Annotated in this window: 25 protein-coding genes; 12 read left to right on the top strand and 13 right to left on the bottom strand. The window is 69.9% G+C overall.

What is annotated here, in order from left to right:
- Positions 1-46: 46 nt before the first annotated feature.
- Both ACV7NL_RS21045 and ACV7NL_RS21040 read left to right on the top strand, forming a co-directional pair.
- Positions 47-469, top strand: coding sequence for an acyl-CoA thioesterase (locus ACV7NL_RS21045; protein ID WP_056190217.1), 423 nt, complete (start codon positions 47-49; stop codon positions 467-469).
- A 26-nt stretch (positions 470-495) separates the two neighbouring features.
- Positions 496-1620, top strand: coding sequence for an endo-1,4-beta-xylanase (locus ACV7NL_RS21040; protein WP_463356773.1), 1125 nt, complete (start codon positions 496-498; stop codon positions 1618-1620).
- 3 nt (positions 1621-1623) lie between these two features.
- Here ACV7NL_RS21040 and ACV7NL_RS21035 read toward each other — a convergent pair whose 3' ends face one another.
- Together ACV7NL_RS21035 and ACV7NL_RS21030 are read right to left on the bottom strand one after the other, a co-directional pair.
- Entirely contained in the window at positions 1624-2532 is a 909-nt protein-coding gene (locus tag ACV7NL_RS21035) for an alpha/beta hydrolase (RefSeq protein ID WP_463356772.1), read from the bottom strand.
- Between the two features lie 94 nt (positions 2533-2626).
- Complete coding sequence (locus ACV7NL_RS21030) at positions 2627-3568, bottom strand: lytic transglycosylase domain-containing protein (RefSeq protein ID WP_463356771.1); 942 nt, start codon at positions 3566-3568, stop codon at positions 2627-2629.
- Positions 3569-3718: 150 nt separating this feature from the next.
- Between ACV7NL_RS21030 and ACV7NL_RS21025 the strand changes: the two genes are divergently transcribed.
- The 4 genes from ACV7NL_RS21025 (at position 3719) to ACV7NL_RS21010 (ending at position 7188) form a co-directional block, all read left to right on the top strand.
- Positions 3719-5347: an ABC transporter ATP-binding protein gene (locus tag ACV7NL_RS21025; RefSeq protein WP_463356770.1), complete on the top strand. Its 1629-nt coding sequence runs from the start codon at positions 3719-3721 to the stop codon at positions 5345-5347.
- A gap of 10 nt (positions 5348-5357) precedes the next feature.
- The gene (locus ACV7NL_RS21020; protein ID WP_463356769.1) at positions 5358-6581 is read left to right on the top strand and encodes a phosphopentomutase; all 1224 of its coding nucleotides are present in this window, start codon (positions 5358-5360) and stop codon (positions 6579-6581) included.
- 54 nt (positions 6582-6635) lie between these two features.
- Entirely contained in the window at positions 6636-6827 is a 192-nt protein-coding gene (locus ACV7NL_RS21015) for a DUF1192 domain-containing protein (RefSeq protein ID WP_463356768.1), read from the top strand.
- A 148-nt stretch (positions 6828-6975) separates the two neighbouring features.
- Positions 6976-7188 (top strand): hypothetical protein, encoded by a 213-nt coding sequence (locus ACV7NL_RS21010; RefSeq protein ID WP_056481757.1) that lies wholly within the window; start codon positions 6976-6978, stop codon positions 7186-7188.
- A gap of 9 nt (positions 7189-7197) precedes the next feature.
- Here the strand turns inward: ACV7NL_RS21010 and ACV7NL_RS21005 are convergent, their stop codons facing one another.
- Positions 7198-8292, bottom strand: coding sequence for a helix-turn-helix transcriptional regulator (locus ACV7NL_RS21005; RefSeq protein WP_082503764.1), 1095 nt, complete (start codon positions 8290-8292; stop codon positions 7198-7200).
- Between the two features lie 369 nt (positions 8293-8661).
- Here ACV7NL_RS21005 and ACV7NL_RS21000 point away from each other — a divergent pair, with 369 nt between their 5' ends.
- The 5 genes from ACV7NL_RS21000 (at position 8662) to ACV7NL_RS20980 (ending at position 12186) form a co-directional block, all read left to right on the top strand.
- Positions 8662-9312, top strand: coding sequence for a TetR/AcrR family transcriptional regulator (locus ACV7NL_RS21000; RefSeq protein ID WP_056190417.1), 651 nt, complete (start codon positions 8662-8664; stop codon positions 9310-9312).
- 74 nt (positions 9313-9386) lie between these two features.
- On the top strand, positions 9387-9842 hold the full coding sequence (locus ACV7NL_RS20995) for a DUF2852 domain-containing protein (protein WP_056190199.1): 456 nt from the start codon (positions 9387-9389) through the stop codon (positions 9840-9842).
- A 183-nt stretch (positions 9843-10025) separates the two neighbouring features.
- Entirely contained in the window at positions 10026-10667 is a 642-nt protein-coding gene (gene upp / locus ACV7NL_RS20990; protein ID WP_056190198.1) for a uracil phosphoribosyltransferase, read from the top strand.
- 74 nt (positions 10668-10741) lie between these two features.
- On the top strand, positions 10742-11752 hold the full coding sequence (locus ACV7NL_RS20985; RefSeq protein ID WP_056190196.1) for an NAD(P)H-quinone oxidoreductase: 1011 nt from the start codon (positions 10742-10744) through the stop codon (positions 11750-11752).
- 131 nt (positions 11753-11883) lie between these two features.
- Entirely contained in the window at positions 11884-12186 is a 303-nt protein-coding gene (locus ACV7NL_RS20980) for a flagellar basal body-associated FliL family protein (protein WP_056190194.1), read from the top strand.
- 29 nt (positions 12187-12215) lie between these two features.
- Here the strand turns inward: ACV7NL_RS20980 and ACV7NL_RS20975 are convergent, their stop codons facing one another.
- The 7 genes from ACV7NL_RS20975 to ACV7NL_RS20945 form a co-directional block, all read right to left on the bottom strand.
- Positions 12216-13097: a 3-hydroxybutyryl-CoA dehydrogenase gene (locus tag ACV7NL_RS20975; protein ID WP_463356767.1), complete on the bottom strand. Its 882-nt coding sequence runs from the start codon at positions 13095-13097 to the stop codon at positions 12216-12218.
- 191 nt (positions 13098-13288) lie between these two features.
- Positions 13289-14236, bottom strand: coding sequence for an electron transfer flavoprotein subunit alpha/FixB family protein (locus tag ACV7NL_RS20970; protein WP_056481766.1), 948 nt, complete (start codon positions 14234-14236; stop codon positions 13289-13291).
- Between the two features lie 99 nt (positions 14237-14335).
- A complete protein-coding gene (locus ACV7NL_RS20965; protein ID WP_463356766.1) occupies positions 14336-15085 on the bottom strand; it encodes an electron transfer flavoprotein subunit beta/FixA family protein in 750 nt (249 codons plus the stop codon).
- Between the two features lie 213 nt (positions 15086-15298).
- Positions 15299-15871, bottom strand: coding sequence for a cob(I)yrinic acid a,c-diamide adenosyltransferase (locus ACV7NL_RS20960; protein ID WP_463356765.1), 573 nt, complete (start codon positions 15869-15871; stop codon positions 15299-15301).
- A 207-nt stretch (positions 15872-16078) separates the two neighbouring features.
- Positions 16079-16699 (bottom strand): acyloxyacyl hydrolase, encoded by a 621-nt coding sequence (locus ACV7NL_RS20955; RefSeq protein WP_082503765.1) that lies wholly within the window; start codon positions 16697-16699, stop codon positions 16079-16081.
- A gap of 175 nt (positions 16700-16874) precedes the next feature.
- On the bottom strand, positions 16875-17060 hold the full coding sequence (locus ACV7NL_RS20950) for a twin transmembrane helix small protein (protein WP_056190414.1): 186 nt from the start codon (positions 17058-17060) through the stop codon (positions 16875-16877).
- Positions 17061-17196: 136 nt separating this feature from the next.
- Positions 17197-19860 (bottom strand): TIGR02302 family protein, encoded by a 2664-nt coding sequence (locus tag ACV7NL_RS20945; protein ID WP_463356764.1) that lies wholly within the window; start codon positions 19858-19860, stop codon positions 17197-17199.
- A gap of 203 nt (positions 19861-20063) precedes the next feature.
- On the opposite strand from ACV7NL_RS20945, the gene ACV7NL_RS20940 reads away from it, so the two are divergent.
- Positions 20064-20591, top strand: coding sequence for a DUF533 domain-containing protein (locus ACV7NL_RS20940; protein WP_056190182.1), 528 nt, complete (start codon positions 20064-20066; stop codon positions 20589-20591).
- A gap of 3 nt (positions 20592-20594) precedes the next feature.
- On the opposite strand, the gene lysA is transcribed toward ACV7NL_RS20940, so the two are convergent.
- From lysA to ACV7NL_RS20925, 3 genes are all read right to left on the bottom strand, one after another.
- Positions 20595-21872: a diaminopimelate decarboxylase gene (gene lysA, locus ACV7NL_RS20935; RefSeq protein ID WP_056190180.1), complete on the bottom strand. Its 1278-nt coding sequence runs from the start codon at positions 21870-21872 to the stop codon at positions 20595-20597.
- A 104-nt stretch (positions 21873-21976) separates the two neighbouring features.
- Positions 21977-22330 (bottom strand): hypothetical protein, encoded by a 354-nt coding sequence (locus ACV7NL_RS20930; RefSeq protein ID WP_056190178.1) that lies wholly within the window; start codon positions 22328-22330, stop codon positions 21977-21979.
- A gap of 102 nt (positions 22331-22432) precedes the next feature.
- Entirely contained in the window at positions 22433-22732 is a 300-nt protein-coding gene (locus ACV7NL_RS20925; RefSeq protein WP_056190176.1) for a hypothetical protein, read from the bottom strand.
- Positions 22733-22784: the final 52 nt, after the last annotated feature.

The raw sequence follows: 22784 nt of genomic DNA, 5'->3' as shown, positions 1-22784 counted from the left end.
GGCGCGCGGCTTGCGTGGGCCGCCCCTCGCAACCAGAGACTGCACCATGACGACCGACGCCGCCGAACCGCACCAGCCCGAGAATCGCGGGCCGCCGGTGGTCCGCACCATCGCCATGCCGGCCGATACCAATCCGGCCGGCGACATCTTCGGCGGCTGGCTGATGGGTCAGATGGACCTTGCCGCCGGCAACATCGCGGCGCGGCGCTCGCGCGGGCGCTGCGCGACCATTTCGGTCGAGGCCATGACGTTCCACCGCCCCGTGATCGTCGGCGACGAGGTCAGCATCTACGCCTGGATCGTGCAGGTCGGCCGCACCTCGATGCGCATCCAGGTCGAGGTCTGGCGGCGCGAACGCGAGGGCGAAACGACCATGAAGGTGACGGAGGGGCTGTTCACCTTCGTGGCGATCGGCGCGGACCGCCGTCCCCGGGTGATTCCGACCGAGTCCGCATCGGTCCCGGCGTGAATCGGTTCGGCCGATCGCGGCGCGCAATGCTCGGCGGTGCGCTCGCGTCGGGCGGTGCCCTCATCCTCGGCGAACGCCGCGCCTCGGCCGCCGCCCCGTCCTGGTCGGCCGACAGCCTCAACGCGGCGGCCGCCCGCACGGGCCTCGCCTACGGCGCGGCGGTGAACGGCGTGACCCTGCGCCAGAACCCCGCCTACGGGCGGGCGCTGGCGCGCGAGGCCGGCATTCTCGTGTCCGAAAATGCGATGAAGCTCACCTATGCGTGGCGGACGCCGGAGAACCTGGATCTCAGCTATGCGGACGAGGTCGCGGCATTCGCACGCGCCAACCGGCAACGCCTGCGCGGCCATACCCTGGTCTGGCACGAGGGCCTGCCCGCCTGGGTCGAGGCCCGGCTCCGGTCCGGCGAGGGCGAGGCCTTCCTGCGCCGCTGGATCGACGCCATGGCGGGGCGCTATCGCGGCCGGATCGAGGCCTGGGACGTCGTCAACGAGATCTGCGGGCCGCAGGACGGACGCGCCGACGGGCTGCGGCGCACGCCCTGGCTCGATGCGCTCGGCCCCGGCTACGTCGATCTCGCCTTCCACCTCCAGCACGCCGTCGCGCCCGACGCGGCGGGGGTCTGGAACGAGAACGACCTCGAACTCGATGCCGACTGGATCGATCAGCGCCGCGCCATGGTGCTGCGGACACTCGAGGGGATGCGCCGGCGCGGCGTGCCGATCCGCCGCCTCGGCATGCAGGGTCACCTCTACGCCAAGCATCCGCTGAACCAGGACAAGCTCCGGCGCTTCCTGGCCGAGGTCGCGGGCCTCGGGCTCGCCATCGAGGTGACGGAGTTCGACATCAACGACCGGACCTACCCGGCCGATCTCCCGGCCCGCGACCGGGCCGTGTCCGACCTCGCCCGCCGCTTCCTCGACGTGGTGCTGGACGAGGCGGCGGTCCTCAACGTGCTGACCTGGGACATCACCAACCGCAACACCTGGCTGAACACCAACCCGGAGCGCCGGCGCGCGGACGGCCTGATGCAGCGCGCCCTGCCGCTTGATGAGGCATTCGCGCGGACGCCGCTCTGGTCGGCGATGCACCGCGCCTTCTCGGACGCGCCGGACCACCGCAAGGCCCGCGACGCCCTGCGCAGCGCGTGACTCTCAGCGGGCGATCATCCGGGCCTGCTGCGGCCGGTCGCCCGCGTGCTGGCGCAGGAAGGCCGCCATCTCGGCAAGCTCCGGGGCCTTGGAGCGGAAGGTCACCGACAAGGCCAGCAGGGTGTCGGCGTGGTCGAGACCGGCATAGATGCGCTCCTGCACCGGCACCCGGGCGTCGCGAAGGCGGGCAGCGAGGTTGCGGGTGTTGGACGGCCGCACGGTGGAGTCGCCGTCGCCGCTGGCGAGGAAGGCGGGCGGGGAACGCGGACCCGCGAAGGTGATGGGTTGGGTCGCCGCCTTGTCGGGGGCCTCACCGAACAACTCTGTGGCGGTGCCGGCATCCAGCGGCAGGAAATCGTAGGGACCGGACAGGCCCGCGACGGCGCGGATCACGCGCGGATCGACGCCGGCCCGGCGCAGGTAGCTGGGATTCACCCCGAGCATCACCGCGTTGTAGGCCCCGGCGGAATGTCCCGCGAGGACGATCCGGCGCGGATCCCCACCGTAGGCGGCGATGTTCTGCTCGACCCAGGCCACGGCCTGCGCGCCATCGTCGAGGAAATCGGGGAAGCGGACCTCCGGATAGAGACGATAATCCGGCAGCACCGTCACGAAACCCTGGGCGGCCAGCGCCTGCCCGACGAAGGCATAATCTTCCTTCGAGCCATTCTTCCAGGAGCCGCCATAGAAGAAGACCAGCACCGGTGCGCCGGCCGCGCCCGCAACCGGCGTGAACACGTCGAGGCGCTGGCGCGGATGCGTCCCGAACGCCGCGTTCTTCAGGCTGAGACGGCCGCCCTGGTCTCGGGGTCCGATCGCGTCGAAGAAGGCGAGGGGCGAGCAGGCCGTGATCCCGATCGCGACGAGCGCGAGAGCGGCAAGGCTGGCAAGGACGGCAAGGACCCGGGTCATGCATCTCTCTGTTGGCGCGCGTGCCCCCCTGTGACAGGGCTGGCGCGGCGGATTCATGGCGCGATTGGGACGCCGGAGCGGTGCAGCGCCCCGATCAGGTCCTGAGTACGAGGCAGGCGCCGCCGACCTGGCGGATCTTGCCGCACAGGATGTCGGCCGCCTCGCGGCTCTGGGCCGGTATGCGGATGCGGTAGAAAGCGCGCGTACCGCGGCTGCGCAGACGTGTGCCGATGATCATCGGGCGAACATCGCCGATGACGCTTGTGTAGAGCTTCCGTGTCCGCGTGAAGCTCTGCAGCGCCAGGGCCTTCGAGAAGTTTCCGGCGAGCTGGATGCCCCAGGGCGCTGCCGGTCCCTCGTTGCCGCCCAACGCGAAGCGATCGCCGCGCGACGGAATCCGCAGGGCCGCCGTCACCTTCAGGCAGCTCGTCTCGGACTCGGCTTTGGAACCGGTCTCCCCTCTGGCCTTGGTGTCGGCCGATTTCGAGTCCGTATCCCGGTCCCGCGGCGGCTCGCCCTCGGGCATCTCGACCGCCGTTCCGGGTCGCCACGCCTCGGCGGGCGCACCCGTGATCGCCAGCACGTAGTTGCGCGTCTCCGTCGGCAGGCCGCCGGTGCCCGCGAGCCACGACGACACACGCCCGGGTCCACCGTTATAGGCCGCCGCCGCGAGGCCGAGATTGCCGAATTGCCGGTTCAGGTCGGCGAGCAGGTGGGCCGCGTGGGGAATCGCCTGCTCGGGATCGAAGGGATCGGTCAGACCGCGCTCCCGGGCCGTGCCGGGCATGAACTGCGCCACGCCCTGCGCGCCCACGGGGCTCACGGCGCTGACGCGGAACGCGCTCTCGCGCCAGATCAGCCGCGTCAGGAACGGCACGGGCAGCCCGCGCGCCTTGGCCGAGCCCTCGATCAGCCGGCACAAGGCCTGCTCCACGGTCTCGGTCGCCCCCTCGGCGGCGGCAAGGGCCGGACACGGCACGAACGCCGGGAGGACGAGGAGGAGGGCGGCGGGAAGGAATCTGAGGAACGCGGTCACCGCCGGGTTGTAGAGCGCGCGCGTCGCCGATCAATTCCCAGCGCGCGGAGACAAGGGCGGGGGTCGCGTCGATCCGCGTTCGCCGATCGGTGGCACCCACGCTATAACCCTGACGCGAATGCTTTCCGCTCCACCCCAGAACAGGCCTCGATGACCGCTACGCTCCTCGACGTACAGGACCTGTCGGTCGCCTTCCGCTCGCGCGAGGGCGAGACCCGCGCGGTGGACGGGGTCAGCTTCACCATCCAGCCGGGCGAGACCCTGGCGCTGGTCGGCGAGTCGGGGTCCGGCAAGTCGGTCACCGCCCTCTCGATCCTGCGTCTTCTCGACGGCAGCGCCCATCATCCCGGCGGCCGCATCCTGTTCAAGGGCCAGGACCTGCTGGCCCTGCCGGAGAAGCGCCTGCGCGGCATCCGCGGCGCCGACATCACCATGGTGTTCCAGGAGCCGATGACCTCGCTGAACCCGCTGCACACGATCCAGCGGCAGATCGGCGAGGTGCTGGAAGTGCATCGCGGCCTGTCCGGCCGCAAGGCGCGGGCGCGCATCCTCGAACTGCTCGAATTGGTCGGCCTGCGCGACGCCGAGCGCCGCCTGAACGCCTATCCGCACGAATTGTCGGGTGGCCAGCGCCAACGGGTCATGATTGCCATGGCGCTCGCCTGCGAGCCCGACCTGCTGGTGGCCGACGAGCCGACCACCGCCCTCGACGTGACGGTGCAGGCGCAGATCCTCAACCTGCTGGCCGACCTGCAGAAGCGCCTCGGCATGGCGATGCTGTTCATCACCCACGACCTCGGCATCGTCCAGCGCATCGCCGATACCGTCTGCGTCATGCTCGCGGGACGCATCGTCGAGGCGGGCCCGGTGGCGGAGATCTTCGCCCGGCCGCAGCACGACTACACCCGCCGCCTGCTCGCCTCGGAGCCGAAGGGCCGTGCCAACCCGGTGCCGGCCGATGCCGCGCCCCTGCTGGAGGCCGGCCCCCTCAAGGTCTGGTTCCCGATCCGCGAGGGCTGGCTGCGCCGGACCACCAGCCACGTCAAGGCGGTCGACGGGGTGTCCCTGCGGGTGCGGGCCGGCGAGACCGTGGGCGTCGTCGGCGAATCCGGCTCTGGCAAGACCACCCTCGGGCTCGCCCTCCTGCGCCTGACCGGTTGCGAAGGCCCCATCGTCTTCCTCGGGCGCTCCATCGCCGGCCTGCCGCCCGCCGCGATGCGCCCCGTCCGCCGCGACATGCAGGTGGTGTTTCAGGACCCCTACGGCTCGCTCTCGCCGCGCATGACCGTGGCCGACATCGTGGCGGAGGGTCTGGTGGTCCAGGGCGCCGTGCGGACGCGGGCCGAGCGTCACGCGGTGGTCGCGGGGGCGCTCACCGATGTCGGCCTCGATCCCGCAACCATGAACCGCTACCCGCACGAGTTCTCGGGCGGCCAGCGCCAGCGCATCGCCATCGCGCGCGCCATCGTGCTGAAGCCGAAATTCATCGTCCTCGACGAGCCGACCTCGGCCCTCGACCGCTCGGTCCAGGCCCAGATCGTCACCCTCCTGCGTGACCTCCAGCGCGAGCGCGGCCTCGCCTACCTGTTCATCAGCCACGACCTGAAGGTGGTGCGGGCGCTGGCGAACTACGTCCTTGTCATGCAGAACGGCCGGGTGGTCGAGGAGGGGCCGGCGGAGGCGATCTTCGCCGCGCCCAAGACGGCCTACACCCAGGCCCTGTTCGCCGCGGCCTTCGACCTGCAGAGCGACACCGTCGCCGACCCAATCCTGGCCTGAGGGGAGGGGGATGCCGCGCGCCTTCCTCATCGTCCTCGATTCCGTCGGCATCGGCGGCGCCCCCGATGCCGACCGCTACGGCGATTCCGGGTCCGACACCCTCGGGCACATCGCCGAAGCCTGCGCGCTGGGACGCGGCGACCGGGCGGGCCTGCGCGCCGGAGCGCTGACGCTGCCGCATCTCGGTGCGCTCGGGCTCGGCCTCGCCGCACGGGGGGCGACCGGAACGCTGCCGCCAGGACTCGATGCCATCGGCCCGGTGCAGGGCGCCTACGGCCACGCGATCGAGACCGCCGCCGGCAAGGACACGCCCTCAGGCCATTGGGAGATCACAGGCGTACCGGTCCGCGAGCCCTGGGGCTATTTCCCCGTCACGGTTCCGGCTTTCCCGGCCGCGCTCACGGACGCGCTGATCGCGCAGGCCGGCCTGCCCGGTATCCTCGGGGATTGCCACGCGGCCGGCACCGCCATCATCGACCGTCTCGGCGCCGAGCACCTCCGCACCGGCAAGCCGATCTGCTACACCTCCGCCGACAGCGTTTTCCAGATCGCCGCGCACGAGGAGAGCTTCGGTCTGGAGCGCCTCTACGCCACCTGCCGGATCGCCCGCGATCTCTGCGACGCCTACCGGGTCGGCCGGGTCATCGCCCGCCCCTTTGTCGGTACCGAGCGGGAGGGTTTCCGGCGGACCGCCCACCGCAAGGACTACGCCGTCGAGCCGCCCGGCCGCACGCTCCTCGACACGCTCGCGCAATCCGGCCGGTCCGTCGTCAGCGTGGGCAAGATCGGCGATATCTTCGCCCACCGGGCGACCGGGCGGGAGATCAAGCCTGCGGGCAACGCCGCCTGCCTCGACGCGGCGCTGGCGGCCTTCGCGAGCCTGCCGGATGGGGGACTCGTCTTCCTCAACCTCGTCGATTTCGACACCGACTATGGCCATCGCCGCGACGTCCCGGGCTATGCCGCCGAACTCGAAGCCTTCGATGCGCGCCTGCCCGAGATCCACGCCGTGCTCCGATCCGGCGACCTCTGCGTGATCACGGCCGATCACGGCAACGATCCGACCTGGACCGGGACCGAGCACACCCGGGAGCAGGTGCCGGTGCTGGCCTTCGGGCCAGCGGTCGCGCCGGGGCCGCTCGGGCGACGCGAGAGCTTCGCGGATATCGGCGCGACGCTGGCGCGGCATCTCGGCGTCGGGCCGCTGGCGGCCGGACGATCCTGGCTCGAATGATCTGCCGGCTTAAATGATATCCTGGCTCGACGTGATGCCACCCGAGGGAACACCATGAGGGACGAAGATGACGGCGCGCCCCGCAGGACGATTGCGCATCGGGTCGGGGAACCGCTCGATGCCCTGTCGGTGACCGATCTCGCGGAGCGGATCGCCCTGCTGACCACGGAGATTGCGCGGCTGGAGGCGGCCCGCGCCGCCAAGGAAGCCGCCCTCAAGCGGGCGGATTCGCTCTTCCGCCTGTAAGGAAAGTCTTTGCCTCCGCGCCATTTTCGGAAGGAATTTCGATTCTCCCCCAAATGGGGGATGATGCTCCTGCACCCCTGCGCTTCTATGCGACGCGTTGAGACACGTGAGGGTGGCGATGCTCGAGAGATGGACGATGGCTCCGTGGATGCGTCGGCGACTGGCTCGGCACGTCGAGCGGGGTTCGAGCGACCGAGTGATCGCCTGCCTGATCACTTCGGCGCTCACGCCCACCGCCGGGGAAGTTCCCGTCAGACCGGCTCTCGGCGGACCGGCCGCGGACTACGACCTCTCGAACGTCATCCTGTTCCGGGCGCTCGCCGTCCGGAATCCGACCGGCGCCGCGTCGCGCGCCCCGTGACCGCATCGCTCATCGGATCAGGCTGAACCCCGAGATCAGGCGAGCGAGATCGACCTGTCGGGTGACGCCGGTCTTGGCGAAGATCGCTTTGACCTGACTGCGGATCGTCTCGTGCGCGACCGATTGCTGGGCGGCCAGGAGCGCGATCGTAGCCCCGTCGGCGATGCCGCGGGCGATCCGGGCCTCGGCGGCGGTCAGGTCGAACAGGCCCGCCAGGAGTTCGGTGCCGGGAACCGGGCGCGGCAGGACGGGCGCCGCCAGCATCAGCATCGTTCCGCCGCCGAAGACGTCCTGGGCGAGGCCGCGCACCGGCAGCAGGTGCATCACCATCGCGGGGTTGTCGGCATCGGCCGGGACCGGGATCGAGCGGGCCGCGTTCGCCCGGCGGCCCGAGAGCACGTCCGACAGCAGGGCATCGGCGCCCGGATGGCTGAGGGTGACCCGGTCGCGCTGATCCCGGACCACCCGCGGCACCAGCCCGGCGAAGGCGGCGTTGCGGTTGTGCAATCGGCCGTCCGCGCCGAGGACGGCGGCCGGAAGGCCCAGCACCTCCAGGGCTTCGACCGCCGCACGGGCCCGTTCGAGCTTCAGCCGCGCCGAGACCAGGGCGGCGCGTCCGAGATGCGGCCGCAGGGTGTCGAGGACCCGCATCGCCTCTGCCGGAACCGGCCCGTCCACGAAGCGCCGCTCGATGCTGAAGATGAGCGTGTCGCCCGTCGAGAGCGGGCAAGCGGTCGCGGTTCCCCACCCGAGGCCACGCGGGCGCAGGAAGTGCTGGATCAGGACGTCCTGCTCCAACTCCTCGGGGGTGTAGACGTCCTGCTCGCGCACGAACCCGGCGTGGCGAGCGGCCAGAAGGCGCGCGGTCCGCTGGCCGGCGCTGCTCCAGCCCCCCGATGCAAAATCCGCCATGACTTGGTCGAGGGATTTCGAGTTGATCCAGCGGTGAGATCTCAGATCAGAGGCAATCAGAACGGTGCCTTGCGCACCGGCGATCCCGGCGAGCTGATCCAGCACGGAAGGCCAAAGTTCGGGAAGGACCGCCGCCTCGTAGATGAGATCCGTCAGGCTCTCGAAATCAATCTGCGCAGATCCCTCAGGCACGGCTCTTGATCCACCCCGGGACGATATTCTGTATTCTACCCAACATGAGTCTAGAATCTGCTTTTGAGCAAGGCGACTTGATGAGTCGATCCCGGCCCCGGACTTCGGTCGGGCCGGATCGCCGGCCCCTGCGTCGCGGAAGTCACGGCGACGTTCGCGGGTGAGGTCCTGCCCGGCGCTTGCATCATCGTCGCCCATTCATCTCGGCCTTTACATCTGTGTTGCCCATGGATGCGCCTGATCCGCGCAGCGGAAGCTGCCTCGAAAAACGGTTCCTCGTGGTAGGGGAGGGAGCGTGGGTTCGTGTGAAGGAACCTTGGGCCGGGCCGGCAGGTCATGTCGGTTCGGGCCGGGGGCGAGGAGAGTGGCGTGCGGCATTGGCGCGAGGGGCCGGGGGACCGGCGGAGCTACCACCACGGCAACCTGAAGGAGGCCCTGATCGAGGCTGCCCGCCGCTTCATCGCGGAACGCGGCATCGGCGGCTTCACCCTGGTGGATGCCGCCCGCCTCGTCGGTGTCACTCCGGCTGCCCTGTATCGCCACTTCCGCGGTCGGGAAGCCCTGCTCGAAGAGGTCGCGGGTCGGGGCTTTGCCGATCTCGCCGAACGTCTGGCCCGTGCGCTCACCGCCAAAGGAACGCCCCTGGAGCGGTTCACCCGGATGGGTGAGGCCTACCTGGCCTTCGCCGAAGAGGAGCCCGGCTATTATGCGGCGATCTTCGAGACCCGCGGCCTGAGCGCCGGCGTGCCGAATGCGGAGGCGAGCGTACGCCCCAGTCCGTTCGACCTGCTGGTGGACGCCCTGCAATCGACCTTCCCCGAAGGCTTCGGCGGCGTCGCACCCCGCTTCATCGCCCTGGAGGTCTGGGCCCTCGCCCACGGACTCGCCACCCTGGCGGCGTCCGGCCATCTGCCGAAAGGCGCCGGCATGCCGGACAAGTACGAACTGCTGCGTGCCGGCGTCCTCGCCCTCGTCCACGGGGCTGCGACCGGAGGGCGCGGAACCAGCGCAACGACCTGAGGGGCGACCCCTTGAAAGCAGCGCGATCCGTCCGCAAGTGAATGTCGTTCACATTTACATTGGAGTCGTGAGCCGTGAGTCTGTCTTCCTCCTCCCCCTTCACCTCCGGGAAGGTCTGCCGCAGCGGCCCCTTCCCCAAGCGGTCCCTGGAAATCGGCGCGATCGTCGTCGCGTTCGTCTATTGGTGGCCGCTCGCCGCCGCCTACATCGCCTGGAAGGTCGCGGGTTACCCTGCGCTCAGCGAACTGCGCGGCTTGGCCGGCCGCGGTGCCGCGTGGAACGCGGGCGCCGCGCGCTCGCGCTTCGCCGCCGCGTTCGAGGCCGCCAACGGCACGTCGACGGGCAATCTGGCCTTCGACGCCTACCGCCGCAGCGAGCTCGAGCGTCTCGACGCGCAGCGCCGCGCCCTCCAGGAGGAGAGCCGCGAGTTCGCCGACTTCGTCGAAGAGCTGAAGCGGGCCAAGGACCGCGAGCAGTTCGACGCTTTCATGCAGAAGCGCCGCAGCGCGGACACGACCCGCTCGGTCTGAGCGTCGTCTCCGGCGAGCGCTGAATACCGAGGGCTTCCGGTTCAGGCCGGGAGCCCTTTTTCACGGGCGCAATCCGTCCGAAGACCTCGCTCGCAATCCCGCGATGCTCTAGAAATCCGGTTTCGGTCTTGCCTCGGTCTCCCGCCGCTCAGGATCAGACCTCGGCTTGATGGAGATCCAGCGATGCAGGCAGCCGCCGCGACGGTCCGGGTGGTGGACCACCCCCTCGTGCAGCACAAGTTGACCCTGCTGCGCCAGCGTGAGCGCTCGACCAAGGGCTTCCGGCAGATCCTCAACGAGATCGGCATGCTGCTGGCCTACGAGGTCACCCGCGACCTGCCGCTGGAATCGGTGACGATCGAGACCCCGATCCAGTCGATGGAGGCCCCGCAGATCGCCGGCAAGAAGCTGGTGCTGGCGCCGATCCTCCGGGCCGGCGTCGGCTTCCTCGACGGCATGCTGTCCCTGGTGCCGTCGGCCCGGGTGGCGCATGTGGGTCTCTACCGCGATCCCGAGACGCTGGAGGCGGTGGAGTATTACTTCAAGGCGCCGTCCGACCTCGTCGACCGGACCGTGCTGGTGCTCGATCCCATGCTGGCGACGGCAAACTCGGCGGTCGCCGCCATCAACCTCCTGAAGCAGCGGGGCGCGCAGGACCTGCGCTTCGTCTGCCTGCTGGCGGCCCCGGAAGGCATCGCCCGCCTGCAGGCAGCCCACCCGGACGTCCCCGTCTGGACCGCCGCCATCGACAGCCACCTCAACGACCACGGCTACATCGTGCCCGGACTCGGCGATGCCGGCGACCGAATGTACGGCACCCGCTGAACTCCGCGCCACTCGCGCCCTTGCCAATCGGGATGCCGGCCGCAGATGACGGGGCTCCCTGGAGACACCCTGCGATGACCGCCAGCCTGCCCGAGACCATGCGTCAGATCCGCTACGCCGCAGCCGGCGGGCCGGACGTGCTCACCCTCGAGACGGTGCCGCTGCCGCAGCCCGGCCCCGGTCAGGTGCTGATCGAGGTCGTGGCCGCCGGCATCAACCGGCCAGACATCCAGCAGCGCGAGGGCAAGTATCCGCCGCCGAAGGGCGCCACCGAGATTCCCGGCCTCGAGGTCGCCGGTCGCATCGTCGGCCTCGGCGAAGGCGCGACGGGCTTCGCGCTCGGCGACGAAGTCTGCGCCCTGGTGATCAGCGGCGGCTATGCCGAGTTCGCGGTGGCCGAAATCGGGCAATGCCTGCCGAAGCCGACATCGCTCAGCCTCGTCGAGGCCGGCGGCCTGCCGGAGAACTACTTCACCGTCTACAGCACGGTGATCGAGCGCGGTCGCCTGAAGGCCGGCGAGGCCTTCCTGGTCCATGGCGGATCGAGCGGCATCGGCTCGACCGCGATCCAGATCGCCAAGCATCACGGCGCCCGCGTCTTCGCCACCGCCGGGTCGGCCGAGAAATGCGACTTCTGCGTCAAGCTCGGCGCCGAGGCCGCGATCAACTACCGCGAGGCCGATTTCGTCGAGGAGGTGAAGCGGCTCACCGACGGCAACGGCGTCGACGTCATCCTCGACATGGTCGGGGCGCCCTACCTCGCCAAGAACCTCTCGGCCCTCGCGATCGAGGGGCGTCTGGTGCAGATCGCCTTCATGCAGGGCTACAAGGTCGATGCCTTCAGCATGACGCCCATCATGATGAAGCGCCTGACCTTCACGGGCGCCACCCTGCGCGCCCGGCCCAAGCCCGAGAAGGCGGCGATCGCCGAAGGCCTCGCCCGGGATGTCTGGCCGCTACTGGAATCCGGCACGATCCGGCCCGTGATCCACGCCACCTTCCCGTTGGAAGAGGCACGAAAGGCCCATGAGCTGATGGAATCCAGCGCCCATCTCGGCAAGATCATGCTGGTGACCGGCCGCTGAGCCGGACCTAGACGGGAACTCCGCTCTCGACCCTCGCGTTTCAGACCCGAGCAACAATCACGAGCCCGGTTCCGTGGAATCGACGCTCGGGTCGAAACAGCGGTCTTCAGGGCCGTTCAAGCGAGGATCGCATGGCAGACAATCTACACGGCCAGGAAGCCCGGCAGGGCAAGCGCGGCAAGCCGGTGCTCTACGTCCTCGTCGCCAGCCTGGTGCTGCTCGCGATCGCGATCACCGGCCTGATGACGTGGCAGGGCGCGAATTCGCCGAAGGACTACGCCTCGCAGAGCCAGGATGCTTCCCGCCAGGAAGTGACGGGCTCGGTGAAGGGCGATTCGAACGCGACGTCGTCGTCGAATACCGGTTCGGTGCCGGCCTCGAACCCGGCCTACCCGGCTCCGGCCCAGCCCGCGGCCAACGGCAACAAGCAGTAGGACGAGATTCCCGTCCGTGCCGGTCCGCCTCAGCGGGTCGGCACGGGCGTTTCACCGCGATAATCGTAGAAGCCGCGCTTGGATTTGCGTCCGAGCCAGCCGGCTTCCACATATTTCACGAGAAGCGGGCAGGGCCGATACTTCGAATCGGCAAGTCCCTCGTACAGCACCTGCATCACCGACAGGCAGGTATCGAGACCGATGAAGTCGGCGAGCTGCAGCGGACCCATCGGGTGGTTCGCGCCGAGCCGCATCGCCGTATCGATGGACTCGACCGAGCCGACACCCTCGTACAGCGTATAGATCGCCTCGTTGATCATCGGCAGCAGGATGCGGTTGACGATGAAGGCCGGGAAATCCTCCGACATCGTCGAGATCTTGCCGAGCTTGGCGATGAAGGCCTTGGCCGATTCGTAGGTCGGGTCTTCCGTGGCGATGCCGCGGATCAGCTCCACGAGCTGCATCACCGGCACCGGGTTCATGAAGTGGATGCCGATGAAGCGCTCCGGCCGATCGGTCGATGCCGCCAGCCGGGTGATCGAGATCGACGAGGTGTTCGTCGCGATCAGGGCGTCCGGCTTCAGTGAGGCGCAGAGCGCGCTGAAAATCTGGCGCTTGGTCGCTTCGTCCTCGGTCGCGGCCTCGATCACGAGGTCGCAGGGCGCCAGATCGTCGAAGGTCTCCGCTGCGACGATGCGGGAGACGGCCGTCCGGCGTTGCTCGTCCGCGATGGTGCCCTTGGCGACCTGACGGGCGAGGTTGCCGTCGACCGTGGCGAGGCCGTTGTGGATGCGCGCCGGGTCCCGGTCGTTCAGGCGGACGTCCAGGCCGGCCATCGCGCACACATGGGCGATGCCGCTGCCCATCTGCCCGGCGCCGATGATGCCGACCGTCCTGATATCGATGCCCATCGTCTGCACTCGCACCCCTGAGGGCGTCCCCTCGTCGCCGACCGGGCCCCCCGCCCGGCCGCCCGGAACGACCGTGTCGCTTATAACGTCCTGCGGCGGCGGCGTCCTAGAGCAATTCCACCTCGCGCGACCACCCTTCGCCCGAGACGGCCGGTGCGAACAGCGCAGACCGGCCGTCTCGGGCGTTCGTCTCAGCCCTTGGCCTTGGCGATCTCGGCCTGCAGCTCGGGTACGATCTGGAACAGGTCGCCGACGAGGCCGTAATCGGCCACCTGGAAGATCGGAGCGTCCTCATCCTTGTTGATGGCGACGATGACCTTGGAGTCCTTCATGCCGGCCAGATGCTGGATCGCACCGGAGATGCCCACGGCGACGTAGAGATCGGGCGCCACCACCTTGCCGGTCTGGCCCACCTGCCAATCGTTCGGAGCATAGCCCGCATCGACGGCGGCGCGGGAGGCGCCGACCGCGGCTCCGAGGCTGTCGGCCAGAGGCTCGATCAGCTCCTTGAACTTGTCGGACGAGCCGAGCGAACGGCCGCCGGAGACGATGATCTTGGCCGCGGCCAGTTCCGGACGGTCGGACTTGGCGATCTCCTCGCCTTTGAAGCTCGACTTGCCCGACGAGGCGGCGGCCTGGACCGGCTCGATCGCGGCGGCCGCGCCGCCTTCGCCGGCCGGCTTGAACGCCGCCATGCGAACGGTGATCACCTTCTTGCCGGCGCCGGCCTGGACGGTCTGGATCGCGTTGCCGGCATAGATCGGACGCTCGAAGGTGTCGGGCGAGACCACGCTGATGATGTCGGAGATCTGCGCCACATCGAGGAGCGCGGCCACGCGCGGGAGTACGTTCTTGCCGGTGGTGGAGGCCGCGGCGACGATCACGTCGTAGGGCTCTGCCAGGGCGACGAGCAGCGCGGCGGTGGGCTCGGCGAGGAGGTGGTCGTAGGTGGCGTCCTCGGCCAGCAGCACCGTCTCGACCCCGTCGAGCTTAGCGGCGGCCTCGGCGGCCGGGCGGCTGCCGGCCCCGGCCACGAGAGCATGCACGGGAGCGCCGAGGGCGGTCGCGGCCGTCAGAGCCTTGAGGCTCGCGTCGCGGACGGCGCCGTTGTCGTGCTCGATGAGAAGAAGGGTGGCCATGGTGTGCGAACCTCGAAATCGATCAGCGGGAGGGTCCCGGACCCCGATCGCCCGCCGCAAACCTGCGGCGGGCCATAAAACCGATGGGTGGCGTCGGGCTCAGAGAACCGCGGCCTCGCCCTTCAGCTTCTGCACGAGTTCGGCCGGGGACCCGACCTTGATGCCGGCCTTGCGCCCGGCGGGCTCGACCGTCTTGAGCACGGTGACGCGCGGCGTCACGTCGACGCCGAGCGCGTCGGGCGCCAACTCCTCCAGCGGCTTCTTCTTGGCCTTCATGATGTTGGGGAGCGAGGCGTAGCGCGGCTCGTTCAGGCGCAGGTCGGTGGTGACGATGGCGGGCAGCGTCAGCGACACGGTCTGCAATCCGCCGTCGATCTCGCGGGTGACGTCGATCGAGCCCTCGCCGAATTCGAGCTTGAAGGCGAAGGTGCCCTGCGGCCAGTCGAGGAGCGCGGCCAGCATCTGGCCGGTCTGGTTCGAATCGTCGTCGATCGCCTGCTTGCCCAGGATGACGAGGCCGGGGGCCTCCTTCTCCACCAGGGCCTTCAGGATCTTGGCGACGGCGAGGGGCTCGACGAGACCGTCGGTCTTCACCAGGATGGCCCGGTCCGCGCCCATGGCGAGGGCGGTGCGAAGCGTCTCCTGCGCCTGCTGCGGGCCGATGGAGACGGCGACGATCTCGGTGACCTTACCCTTCTCCTTCAGACGGATCGCCTCTTCGACGGCGATCTCATCGAAGGGATTCATCGACATCTTGACGTTGGCAAGATCCACGCCCGAACCGTCGGCCTTGACCCGGATCTTGACGTTGTAGTCGACGACCCGCTTGACGGGCACCAGAACCTTCATGGCGTTCACTCTCCTCCGCGCGGACGGTTATTGTTCGATCAGGTCGGCGCGGCGCGCAAAGGCCCCCCGGCACAACCGAAGGTCTGGACCCTGATCATTGAAGCGGCGGACCGTAACGGCCTCATTTCCGCCTTGTCAACGCAAGGCTCCGCGCGCACGACCGCCTGTCGCGCAGGGCCCGGGGGCCGTGCTCTCAGCTGCGGCAGCTTACGGTCAGCGGTTCTGTCCCGGAACCCAGAGCACGTCGTCGGCCCCGTTGGCGTTCGCGGTGCGGCTTGCCACGAACAGGAAGTCCGAGAGCCGGTTGAGGTATTGCAGCGCTTCGGCCGAAACGATCTCGCCCTCGGTGGCGGCGAGCGCCACAGCCAGACGCTCGGCCCGACGGCAGACGGTGCGGGCCAGGTGCAGGGCGGCGGAGGCGGCCGACCCGGCGGGCAGCACGAAGGACTTTAGGGGTGACAGGTCGGCGTTGAGGGCGTCGATGTCGCGCTCCACCCGCTGCACCTGGGCGGCGACGATCCGCAACGGCTCGTATTGGGGCGGCTCGGCGCTCTCCGGCGTCGCGAGGTCGGCGCCGAGATCGAACAGGTCGTTCTGGATGGCGCCCAGCATGGCGTCGAGGCGCGGCTCCGCATGCAGCCGCGCGAGACCGATGCACGAATTGGTCTCGTCCACGGTGCCGTAGGTCTCGATGCGCAGGTCCGCCTTCGAGCGACGCTCGCCGCTGGCGAGCGCGGTCGATCCCTTGTCGCCGGTGCGGGTGTAGATGCGATTGAGCGTGACCACGATGACGTCCGATCCTGAGCGAGCCTGGCGGTGGGGCGGAACCTAGCGCAGAATTCGGCGCCGGGGAGTCTATGCCGGCGCGCGGGAGATTGCGCGGGCGCGAAGGAGCCCGCCGCAGACCCCCGCAAACGCAGAGGGCCGGCCCCGCTCTCGCGAAACCGGCCCCGGCAAGTCCGAAGGGACTGTCGGATCAGACCATGCGGCCGCTCAGAAGGTATAGCCGATCTTGCCGCCGAAATTGGTCAGGCCGCGATTGTTGGCGCAGAGGCCGGCATTCGACATGTGCTCGACCGTGGCCATGATGCTCCAGTGCTCGGTGAGCCGGAAGCCGAGGGCGGCCGCCTCGCGGAACAGCGGGTTGCAGCCCAGCGTGTTGAAGCCGGCCGGGGCGGTCGGCTTCGGTCCGGTGTAGCCGTTATGGGCGCCGGCGCCGAAGAAGCCCTCGAGGAACACCATGTTGTTCAGGGTCTGGGGGAAGAGGTCGACGGTCCAGGTCGCGCCGATATAGGCGTAGCTGGTGCGGCCGCCGAAATTGTAGCTGCCGCCCACCGTCGCCCGGGGCACGAAGGCCTGCCAGAACGGATCGATGCTGACGAGCGGCTTGGAGAATAGGATCTCGCCGTTAATGTTGCTGGTGTTGTGCTCGGCGCTGCCGGGGTCCTGCACGGCCCCGCCGATGCGGACCTCGGAGACGATGCTGAGCGGCTTCACCGGGCTGAGATAGGCGGCAGCCGGCGGCGGCGCGGACGGGAAGTCTGCGGCCTGGACCGGCAGGGCCGTGGCGAGCACGGCGGCAGCGGCAGCGAGGCGGAACGAGTGGGAATGCATCAAGACGGTTCCGGTTGAACCGGTCCTGTCTAGCACGCGCGATCGCGCGGGCGGCAGGCTCCAAGGCGAGCGGATCGCCGATAGCTGTGCGGTGAGGCTCACCAGCCACACCCCCGGGTTCCCGGACGCGACGGGGATTACGCGCCGGCCACAATCGCCGGGACGCGGAACCGCTTCAGGCCGAGCGCCACCAGACCACGCCCATGATGAGGATGATCGCCAGGAACTGCAGCAGCACGCGCAGGCGCATCAGCTTCTGCGACACGTTCGCGCTGCCGCCGCGCATCATGTTGAGGAGGCCGAGGAACAGCACCACCGCCACCGCCACACAGGCGAGGAGCACGAGAGAGTTGGAAGAGATCACGGGGTCAGGTCTCGCGTCTGTCAGGTCGGTTCGGTTCGGTTGGGGGCTGAGCCCCATATGGGCCGCGCCGTTGGCGCAGCCCAGGGGGCACAGATGCCCGGCGGGGAAGGCGCCCCGAATTCGGGGCGCCGGGTCAGTTCCGGCGCAGCAGGCGCTCGAAATAATCGAGTTCCTCGCGCGGGCGGCTCGGGTCGCCGAGCTTGCGGCGCAGCTCCTCCATGATGCGGCGGGTGCGCTGCACGGCGGATTCGTCCGCCGTCGGCACGCGGGCATTGCCGCTGGTCATGTCGCGGCCCTTGCTGGGGCGACCGAGGGGATCGTCGTCGCGATTGCCGGCCTGGCCCTGCTGGCTCGGCTTCTCGCCGCCCTCGCCCTCGCCCTCGCCTTTACCCTCGCCTTCCCCTTCCGCCATCTCCTGCATCTGCTTCTGCATGCCCTCGGCGCCCCGCTGCAGGCCTTCGAGAGCCCGACCCTGGGCGTCCGCGGCATCGCCGTCCTTGCCCTGGCCGAGAGCGCCCTCGGCCTCGCGCATGGCCTCCTCGGCATCCGACAGGCCGTCCTCGCCCTGCATGCCGAGGTCCTTCATGCGGCGCTGGAGGTCTTCAAGGCGCTCGCGCAGGGCCTGCTGGCGCTGTCCGGCGCCACCCTTCTGGCCCTCGCCCTTTTGGCCCTGCTGGCCCTGCCCCTGCTGGCCCTGCTGGCCTTGACCCTGCTGGCCCTGCTGGCCTTGGCCAGGCTGACCCTTCTGTCCCTCCTGCCGCTGGCCCTGCTGACCCGGCTGCGGACGCTGGCCGCGCTGGCCCTGCCCCTGCTGGCTGCGCTTGTCCTGACCGTCCTTGAAGGTCTCGTCGCGCAGGGCCTGCTGCTCGCGCGACAGCTTGTCGAGTTCGTCGGCCTGCTTGCTCATCTCGCGGCTGCTGGGGTCGGACTTGCCGCCCGGCTCGGCCGTCTGGAGATTTTCCAGGATCTCACGAAGCTGATCGAGCAGCCGCTGCGCCTCCGCCGTATCGCCGCGCTTCATGGCCTCGGCCATGTCGCTGAGCATCTTGTTGAGGTCGTCAGGCGTCACGGTCTTGGCGTTCGGATTGGGCGGGCGCTTCTCGGCCTGAGACTGGGAATCCTTGCGCTGACGCTCGGCCATGTTCTTCATGAACTTGTCGAGGGCCTGCTTGAGATCTTCGGTAAGCTTCTTGATCTCTTCGTCGGGCGCATTGCGCTCGATCGCCTGCTTGAGGTTGTCCTGTGCCGCGCGCAGGCTCTTCTCGGCGTCGGAAAGGTCGCCGTCCTCGATCTTCAGGGCCATCTCCCACAGAAGGTCGGCCACCTCCATCAGGGCCTCGTCGTTGCGGGCGGCCCGCAGGCGGCGGGACGCGGTCTTCAGCCCGAGGAAGACGCTGGGCTGAGGCGTGAACCGGTCCGGGGCGATCTGGAGCGCATCGAGGGCGGTCTGGACCCGCCCGCGGCTCTCGTCCGGCGCCGTGATCAGGCGGCGGCGCTCCTCGGCCAGCGCGCGGGCGAGGGGCTGCGCGAAGATCCGGGCCGGCAGGGTGATCTCGGCGGTGGGGGTGCGCCCCTCCTGGCCGGCTTCGTCCTTGACCACCAGGGTCAGGCGGACGCGGGCGCCCGACCAGGGATTGTCGGTGAGATCGACCAGGGTCTTGGTGTCGTGCTCGCCGGTCGCATCGGCCGGCAGCGCCAGGGCGATCCGCGGCGGCGGCACCAGGGAGCGGGTGTTGGCGAGGGGCTCGACCAGGCCCTCGGCGGCGCCGATGCCGTAATCGTCCTTGGCCCGGTAGGTCAGGTTGAAGGTCCCGCGCGCATTCACGTCCAGCGCACCGATGCGCTGCACCTCGGGCGGGGTGTCCGGGATGGTCTCGATCACGAGGTGCTGGGTCGGACCGCCGACCGTCGCGATGGTGAGATCAGCCGTCTCGCCGGTAAGCTGGAAGCGGTCCTCGCGCAGGTCCGCCTGCGGGGGCTTGCCGGGCAGTGCCTTCAAGCCGGCATTGGGCGTCAGCACGGCTTCGCCCTGGCCGGCGATGCGGACGATCAGGGTGGAATTGACCGGCGCGCGCAGACGCTGCCGGTCGCCGGTCATGGTCACCACCAGGGGCGGCAGCCGGGTGTAGAGCGGCGGGTCGATCCAGCCGTCGACCCGGAAGTTCGGCCCAGGCGCCGGGGGCGCCTGCCAGTCGAAGGCCCCGAGGATGCGCGGGCGCCACTCGGCGCCGGCCACGAACAGGCTCGCCACCGCGGCGACCATCAGGCCGGCCCGCAGGGCGAAGGGGTCGCGCCGCGCCATGGCGGGTCGCGGCGGGCCGGCCTTCAGGCCTGCCACGGCGGCGACGGCGCGGGCCTGATGCATGGCCCAGAGGGCGCGGGTGGCCGGGTCGGAGGTTCCGACCGCCAGGGTGTCGTCGATCGCCGCGGCGGGATGATGAGCCAGCGCGCCACCCTTGGCGGCAGCCTCGCGGTCGATCCGCGCCAGCGCCTCCCGGCGGGTGCCGGGCCGCAGACGCGCGAGCGGCAGGAGCACGGCCCCCAGCGCCAGTGCGAACAGAGCGAGGCCGACGATGCGGCCGAATGGCGGCAGGTCGAGCCAGAGCCCGAGCCACGACAGGGTCAGGAAGGCGAGCCCCACGCCGAAACCGCGCCACAGGATCGGCCAGGCCCGTTCCCACAGCCCGGCCACCTGCGACCGCGCGACGAGGCGGTCGAGCCGCTGCTGCGGCCCGGCACCGCCGGTCGCCTGTGCCTGCGGATTGCCCGTGGAGGTCGCCGGCTCGGCCTCGCCCATCGTGTCTGGCTCCTCGCGCGCCGCATCGGCGGCATGCCTGCCGATCAGGCTAGCATGGTGGAGGCGCCGTGCGGCGGGGTCAAATCAGCCCAGGGGAGGGGTCCTGTCGAAAGCGGTCCGATCGTTCGAGGGATCGATCTGAACCGGTCGTGCCTCTCGCGGGTTGCTGCCACGATTTTCAGAACGCCGGAAGGATGCCCGCCATGGTCGATGTCAAACCCCTCGTCGATGCTCTGGTCCGCTCGCGGCGCGGCAGCCTCGCGGCGACGGCGGCCCTCGGGGGCCTTGCCCTGGTGGCGGGTCTCGCGGCGCGGGCCCTGCGGGGGCCGGGCGCGCCGGAGGCGGCAGCGGCTCCCGCCGCCGACGCTTCGGCCCCTACGGTGGGCGAGGACGAGGCTCGTATCATGCTGCGGGCGATGGTGGCCGCCACCCTGGCGGACGGCCTGATCGACAAGGACGAGCGTCAGCGTCTCGACGCGGCGGTGCAGGCCTCGGGCTTGGCCACCGACGGAGCGGCGTGGCTGGAGGCCGAGATCGCCGACCCGGTCGATCTCGACGAGATCGGGGACGCCGTGAAGACGCCGGAACAGGCGGCGCGGATCTACGCCGCCGTCCGTCTCTCGGTGCTGGCCGACACCCTGCAGGAGCGCGAGTTCCTGAAGCGTCTCGCCGAGACCCTGGATGTCCCCGAGGAGGCTGTCAGCCGCATCGAGGGCGAACTGGCGGCGTGACGGTCAGGCCTGCGGGGTGAGCCAGCCGGGCACCCGGTCGAGGCCGATCAGGTCGTCGTAGCTCTGGCGCGGCCGCACCACCGCCGCGTCGGCGCCCCGCACCAGCACCTCCGGCACCAGCAGGCGCGAATTGTAGGTGCCGGCCTGGACCGCCCCATAGGCCCCGGCGCTCATGATGGCGATCAGGTCGCCGGGGGCGACCTCCGGCATCTCGCGAGCGAGCGCCACGTAGTCGCCGCTCTCGCAGACCGGTCCGACCACGTCGGCGACGAGGCGGGGCGTCTTGGGTGTCGGCTCCGTGACCGGGCGCAGGCCATGATAGGCGTCGTAGAGGGTGGGGCGGATAAGGTCGTTCATCGCCGCGTCGACGATGACGAAGGTCCGGCCCTCGGTGCGCTTCACATAGATCACCCGCGTGACCAGGATACCGGCATTGCCGGCGATCATCCGGCCGATCTCGAACACCGGGCGCAGGCCGAGCGGCGCGAAATGCGGGCGCAGGATGGCGGAGAGCGCGGCCGGCTCCGGCGGCGGGGCGTTGTCGTCGCGGTAGGGGATGCCGAGGCCGCCGCCGAAATCGATGTGGTGGAGCGGATGGCCCTCGGCCATCAGGTCGCGCGCAAGCCCCGCGAGCAGGCCGGCGGCATGGTCGAAGGGCGCCAGATCGGTGATCTGGCTGCCGATATGCATGTCGACGCCGGAGATGGCGAGGCCCGGCAGCGTCGCCGCATGGGCATAGACCGCCCGGGCTCGGCTCAATGGAATGCCGAACTTGTTCTCGGACTTGCCGGTCGAGATCTTGGCATGGGTGCCGGCATCGACATCGGGGTTGACCCGGATCGAGATCGGCGCGGTCAGACCGAGGCTGGTGGCCACGGCGGAGAGTTCGGCCAGTTCGGGCTCGCTCTCGACGTTGAAGCAGTAGATGCCGGCCTTGAGGGCGGCGGCCATCTCGCCGCGGGTCTTGCCGACGCCGGAGAACACGATGCGCTGCGGATCGACGCCGGCCGCCAGCGCCCGGCGCAACTCGCCCTCGGACACGATGTCCATCCCGGCGCCGAGGCGCGCCAGGGTCGTCAGCACGGCCTGATTGGAGTTCGCCTTCATGGCGTAGCACACCAGGGCGTCATCGCCCCCGAACGCTTCGGCGAAGACGCCGTAGTGACGCTCCAGCGTGGCGGTCGAATAGCAGTAGAACGGCGTCCCGACCTCCTCGGCGAGGGCGGTCAGATCGACATCCTCGGCCCGAAGACGGCCATCGCGATAGTGGAAGTGGTGCATCGGCCTGCCTGCGAGCGTCCCGACCGGGATCATCGTCCGGGCACGGCGCACCGCGAGGCGCGCCGCTCCGCACGGGGGAGGGGGAGGAGCTTGGTGACCCGCTTCTACAGCAGGGGATCGAGCAGGAAAGGCCGGTTGGGAACGACGTAGCCGCGTTTGGCGCCGCGGGTCGTCTTCACCGGTGCCTCAGCCCCGGAGCCCGGCACCGCCAGGGTGTCGAGTTCGTCGCCCGCCCGCACGGCCTCCGGATCCGGCGCCGCAGTACCGCCACCGAGGCCGACGCTCTGCGGCAGGGCGCGGGGGCTCGCGACGCCGGGCAGACCCGGGCGGGCGAACGAGCGCGCGGCCTCGGTGCCCGGCGGCGGCTCGAGCGCGCCGCGACGGCCGCAGGCCGAGGCGCCGAGCGCGATGAGACCGACCAGGGCGATCGTCGGCAGATGGCGGGCGGGGAGGAACATCAACGCTTGGCGATCCGAAACGCGGTGGCGGACAGCATAGCCGTTGCGGCATCGCGAGGCGAGCACGACGGCGACGCTGTCCCGCTTGGCGTTCGACGAGGCTCAGCCCTTCTTCTTGCCGTCGGTCTTCTGGTAGACGTCGATGGCGCGACGGCAATTCTCGGACAGCTTGGTCCAGTTGGTCTGGAAGCACTTGTCCAGGGCCGGATCGTCGGTGGCGAGATTGCCGCAATAGGTCAGGTAGTCGCCGGTGCAGTACTTCTTCAGTGTCTCGTTGCCCCGCTTGGTCTGGGGTGCCGCGGCCCCCTGCGGCTGGGCGGCCGGCTGAGCGAGGGCCGGCGCGGCCAGGATGGAGGCCGTTCCGGCGAGGACGAGGGCAAGCGACGTGAGCTTAAGGGCCATGATGGGCGCAGTCCGTCTCAAAAACAGGGAATGGGCGATCCGATGAAGCGCC

It is taken from the genome of Methylobacterium sp. Ger2507 (assembly GCF_055231875.1).
Note: the sequence above shows the minus strand (reverse complement) of the source record. Positions and strands in the feature narration are given on the sequence as shown.

Coding starts and splice junctions, on each gene's coding strand:
- upp (WP_056190198.1), top strand. CDS start 10,026: ATGCAGGCAGCCGCCGCGACGGTCCGGGTGGTGGACCACCCCCTCGTG.
- ACV7NL_RS21040 (WP_463356773.1), top strand. CDS start 496: ATGCTCGGCGGTGCGCTCGCGTCGGGCGGTGCCCTCATCCTCGGCGAA.
- ACV7NL_RS21015 (WP_463356768.1), top strand. CDS start 6,636: ATGAGGGACGAAGATGACGGCGCGCCCCGCAGGACGATTGCGCATCGG.
- lysA (WP_056190180.1), bottom strand. CDS start 21,872: ATGCACCACTTCCACTATCGCGATGGCCGTCTTCGGGCCGAGGATGTC.
- ACV7NL_RS20980 (WP_056190194.1), top strand. CDS start 11,884: ATGGCAGACAATCTACACGGCCAGGAAGCCCGGCAGGGCAAGCGCGGC.
- ACV7NL_RS20930 (WP_056190178.1), bottom strand. CDS start 22,330: ATGTTCCTCCCCGCCCGCCATCTGCCGACGATCGCCCTGGTCGGTCTC.
- ACV7NL_RS21020 (WP_463356769.1), top strand. CDS start 5,358: ATGCCGCGCGCCTTCCTCATCGTCCTCGATTCCGTCGGCATCGGCGGC.
- ACV7NL_RS20955 (WP_082503765.1), bottom strand. CDS start 16,699: ATGCATTCCCACTCGTTCCGCCTCGCTGCCGCTGCCGCCGTGCTCGCC.
- ACV7NL_RS21025 (WP_463356770.1), top strand. CDS start 3,719: ATGACCGCTACGCTCCTCGACGTACAGGACCTGTCGGTCGCCTTCCGC.
- ACV7NL_RS20925 (WP_056190176.1), bottom strand. CDS start 22,732: ATGGCCCTTAAGCTCACGTCGCTTGCCCTCGTCCTCGCCGGAACGGCC.
- ACV7NL_RS20985 (WP_056190196.1), top strand. CDS start 10,742: ATGACCGCCAGCCTGCCCGAGACCATGCGTCAGATCCGCTACGCCGCA.
- ACV7NL_RS20970 (WP_056481766.1), bottom strand. CDS start 14,236: ATGGCCACCCTTCTTCTCATCGAGCACGACAACGGCGCCGTCCGCGAC.
- ACV7NL_RS20965 (WP_463356766.1), bottom strand. CDS start 15,085: ATGAAGGTTCTGGTGCCCGTCAAGCGGGTCGTCGACTACAACGTCAAG.
- ACV7NL_RS21035 (WP_463356772.1), bottom strand. CDS start 2,532: ATGACCCGGGTCCTTGCCGTCCTTGCCAGCCTTGCCGCTCTCGCGCTC.
- ACV7NL_RS20940 (WP_056190182.1), top strand. CDS start 20,064: ATGGTCGATGTCAAACCCCTCGTCGATGCTCTGGTCCGCTCGCGGCGC.
- ACV7NL_RS21045 (WP_056190217.1), top strand. CDS start 47: ATGACGACCGACGCCGCCGAACCGCACCAGCCCGAGAATCGCGGGCCG.
- ACV7NL_RS21010 (WP_056481757.1), top strand. CDS start 6,976: ATGCGTCGGCGACTGGCTCGGCACGTCGAGCGGGGTTCGAGCGACCGA.
- ACV7NL_RS20945 (WP_463356764.1), bottom strand. CDS start 19,860: ATGGGCGAGGCCGAGCCGGCGACCTCCACGGGCAATCCGCAGGCACAG.
- ACV7NL_RS20975 (WP_463356767.1), bottom strand. CDS start 13,097: ATGGGCATCGATATCAGGACGGTCGGCATCATCGGCGCCGGGCAGATG.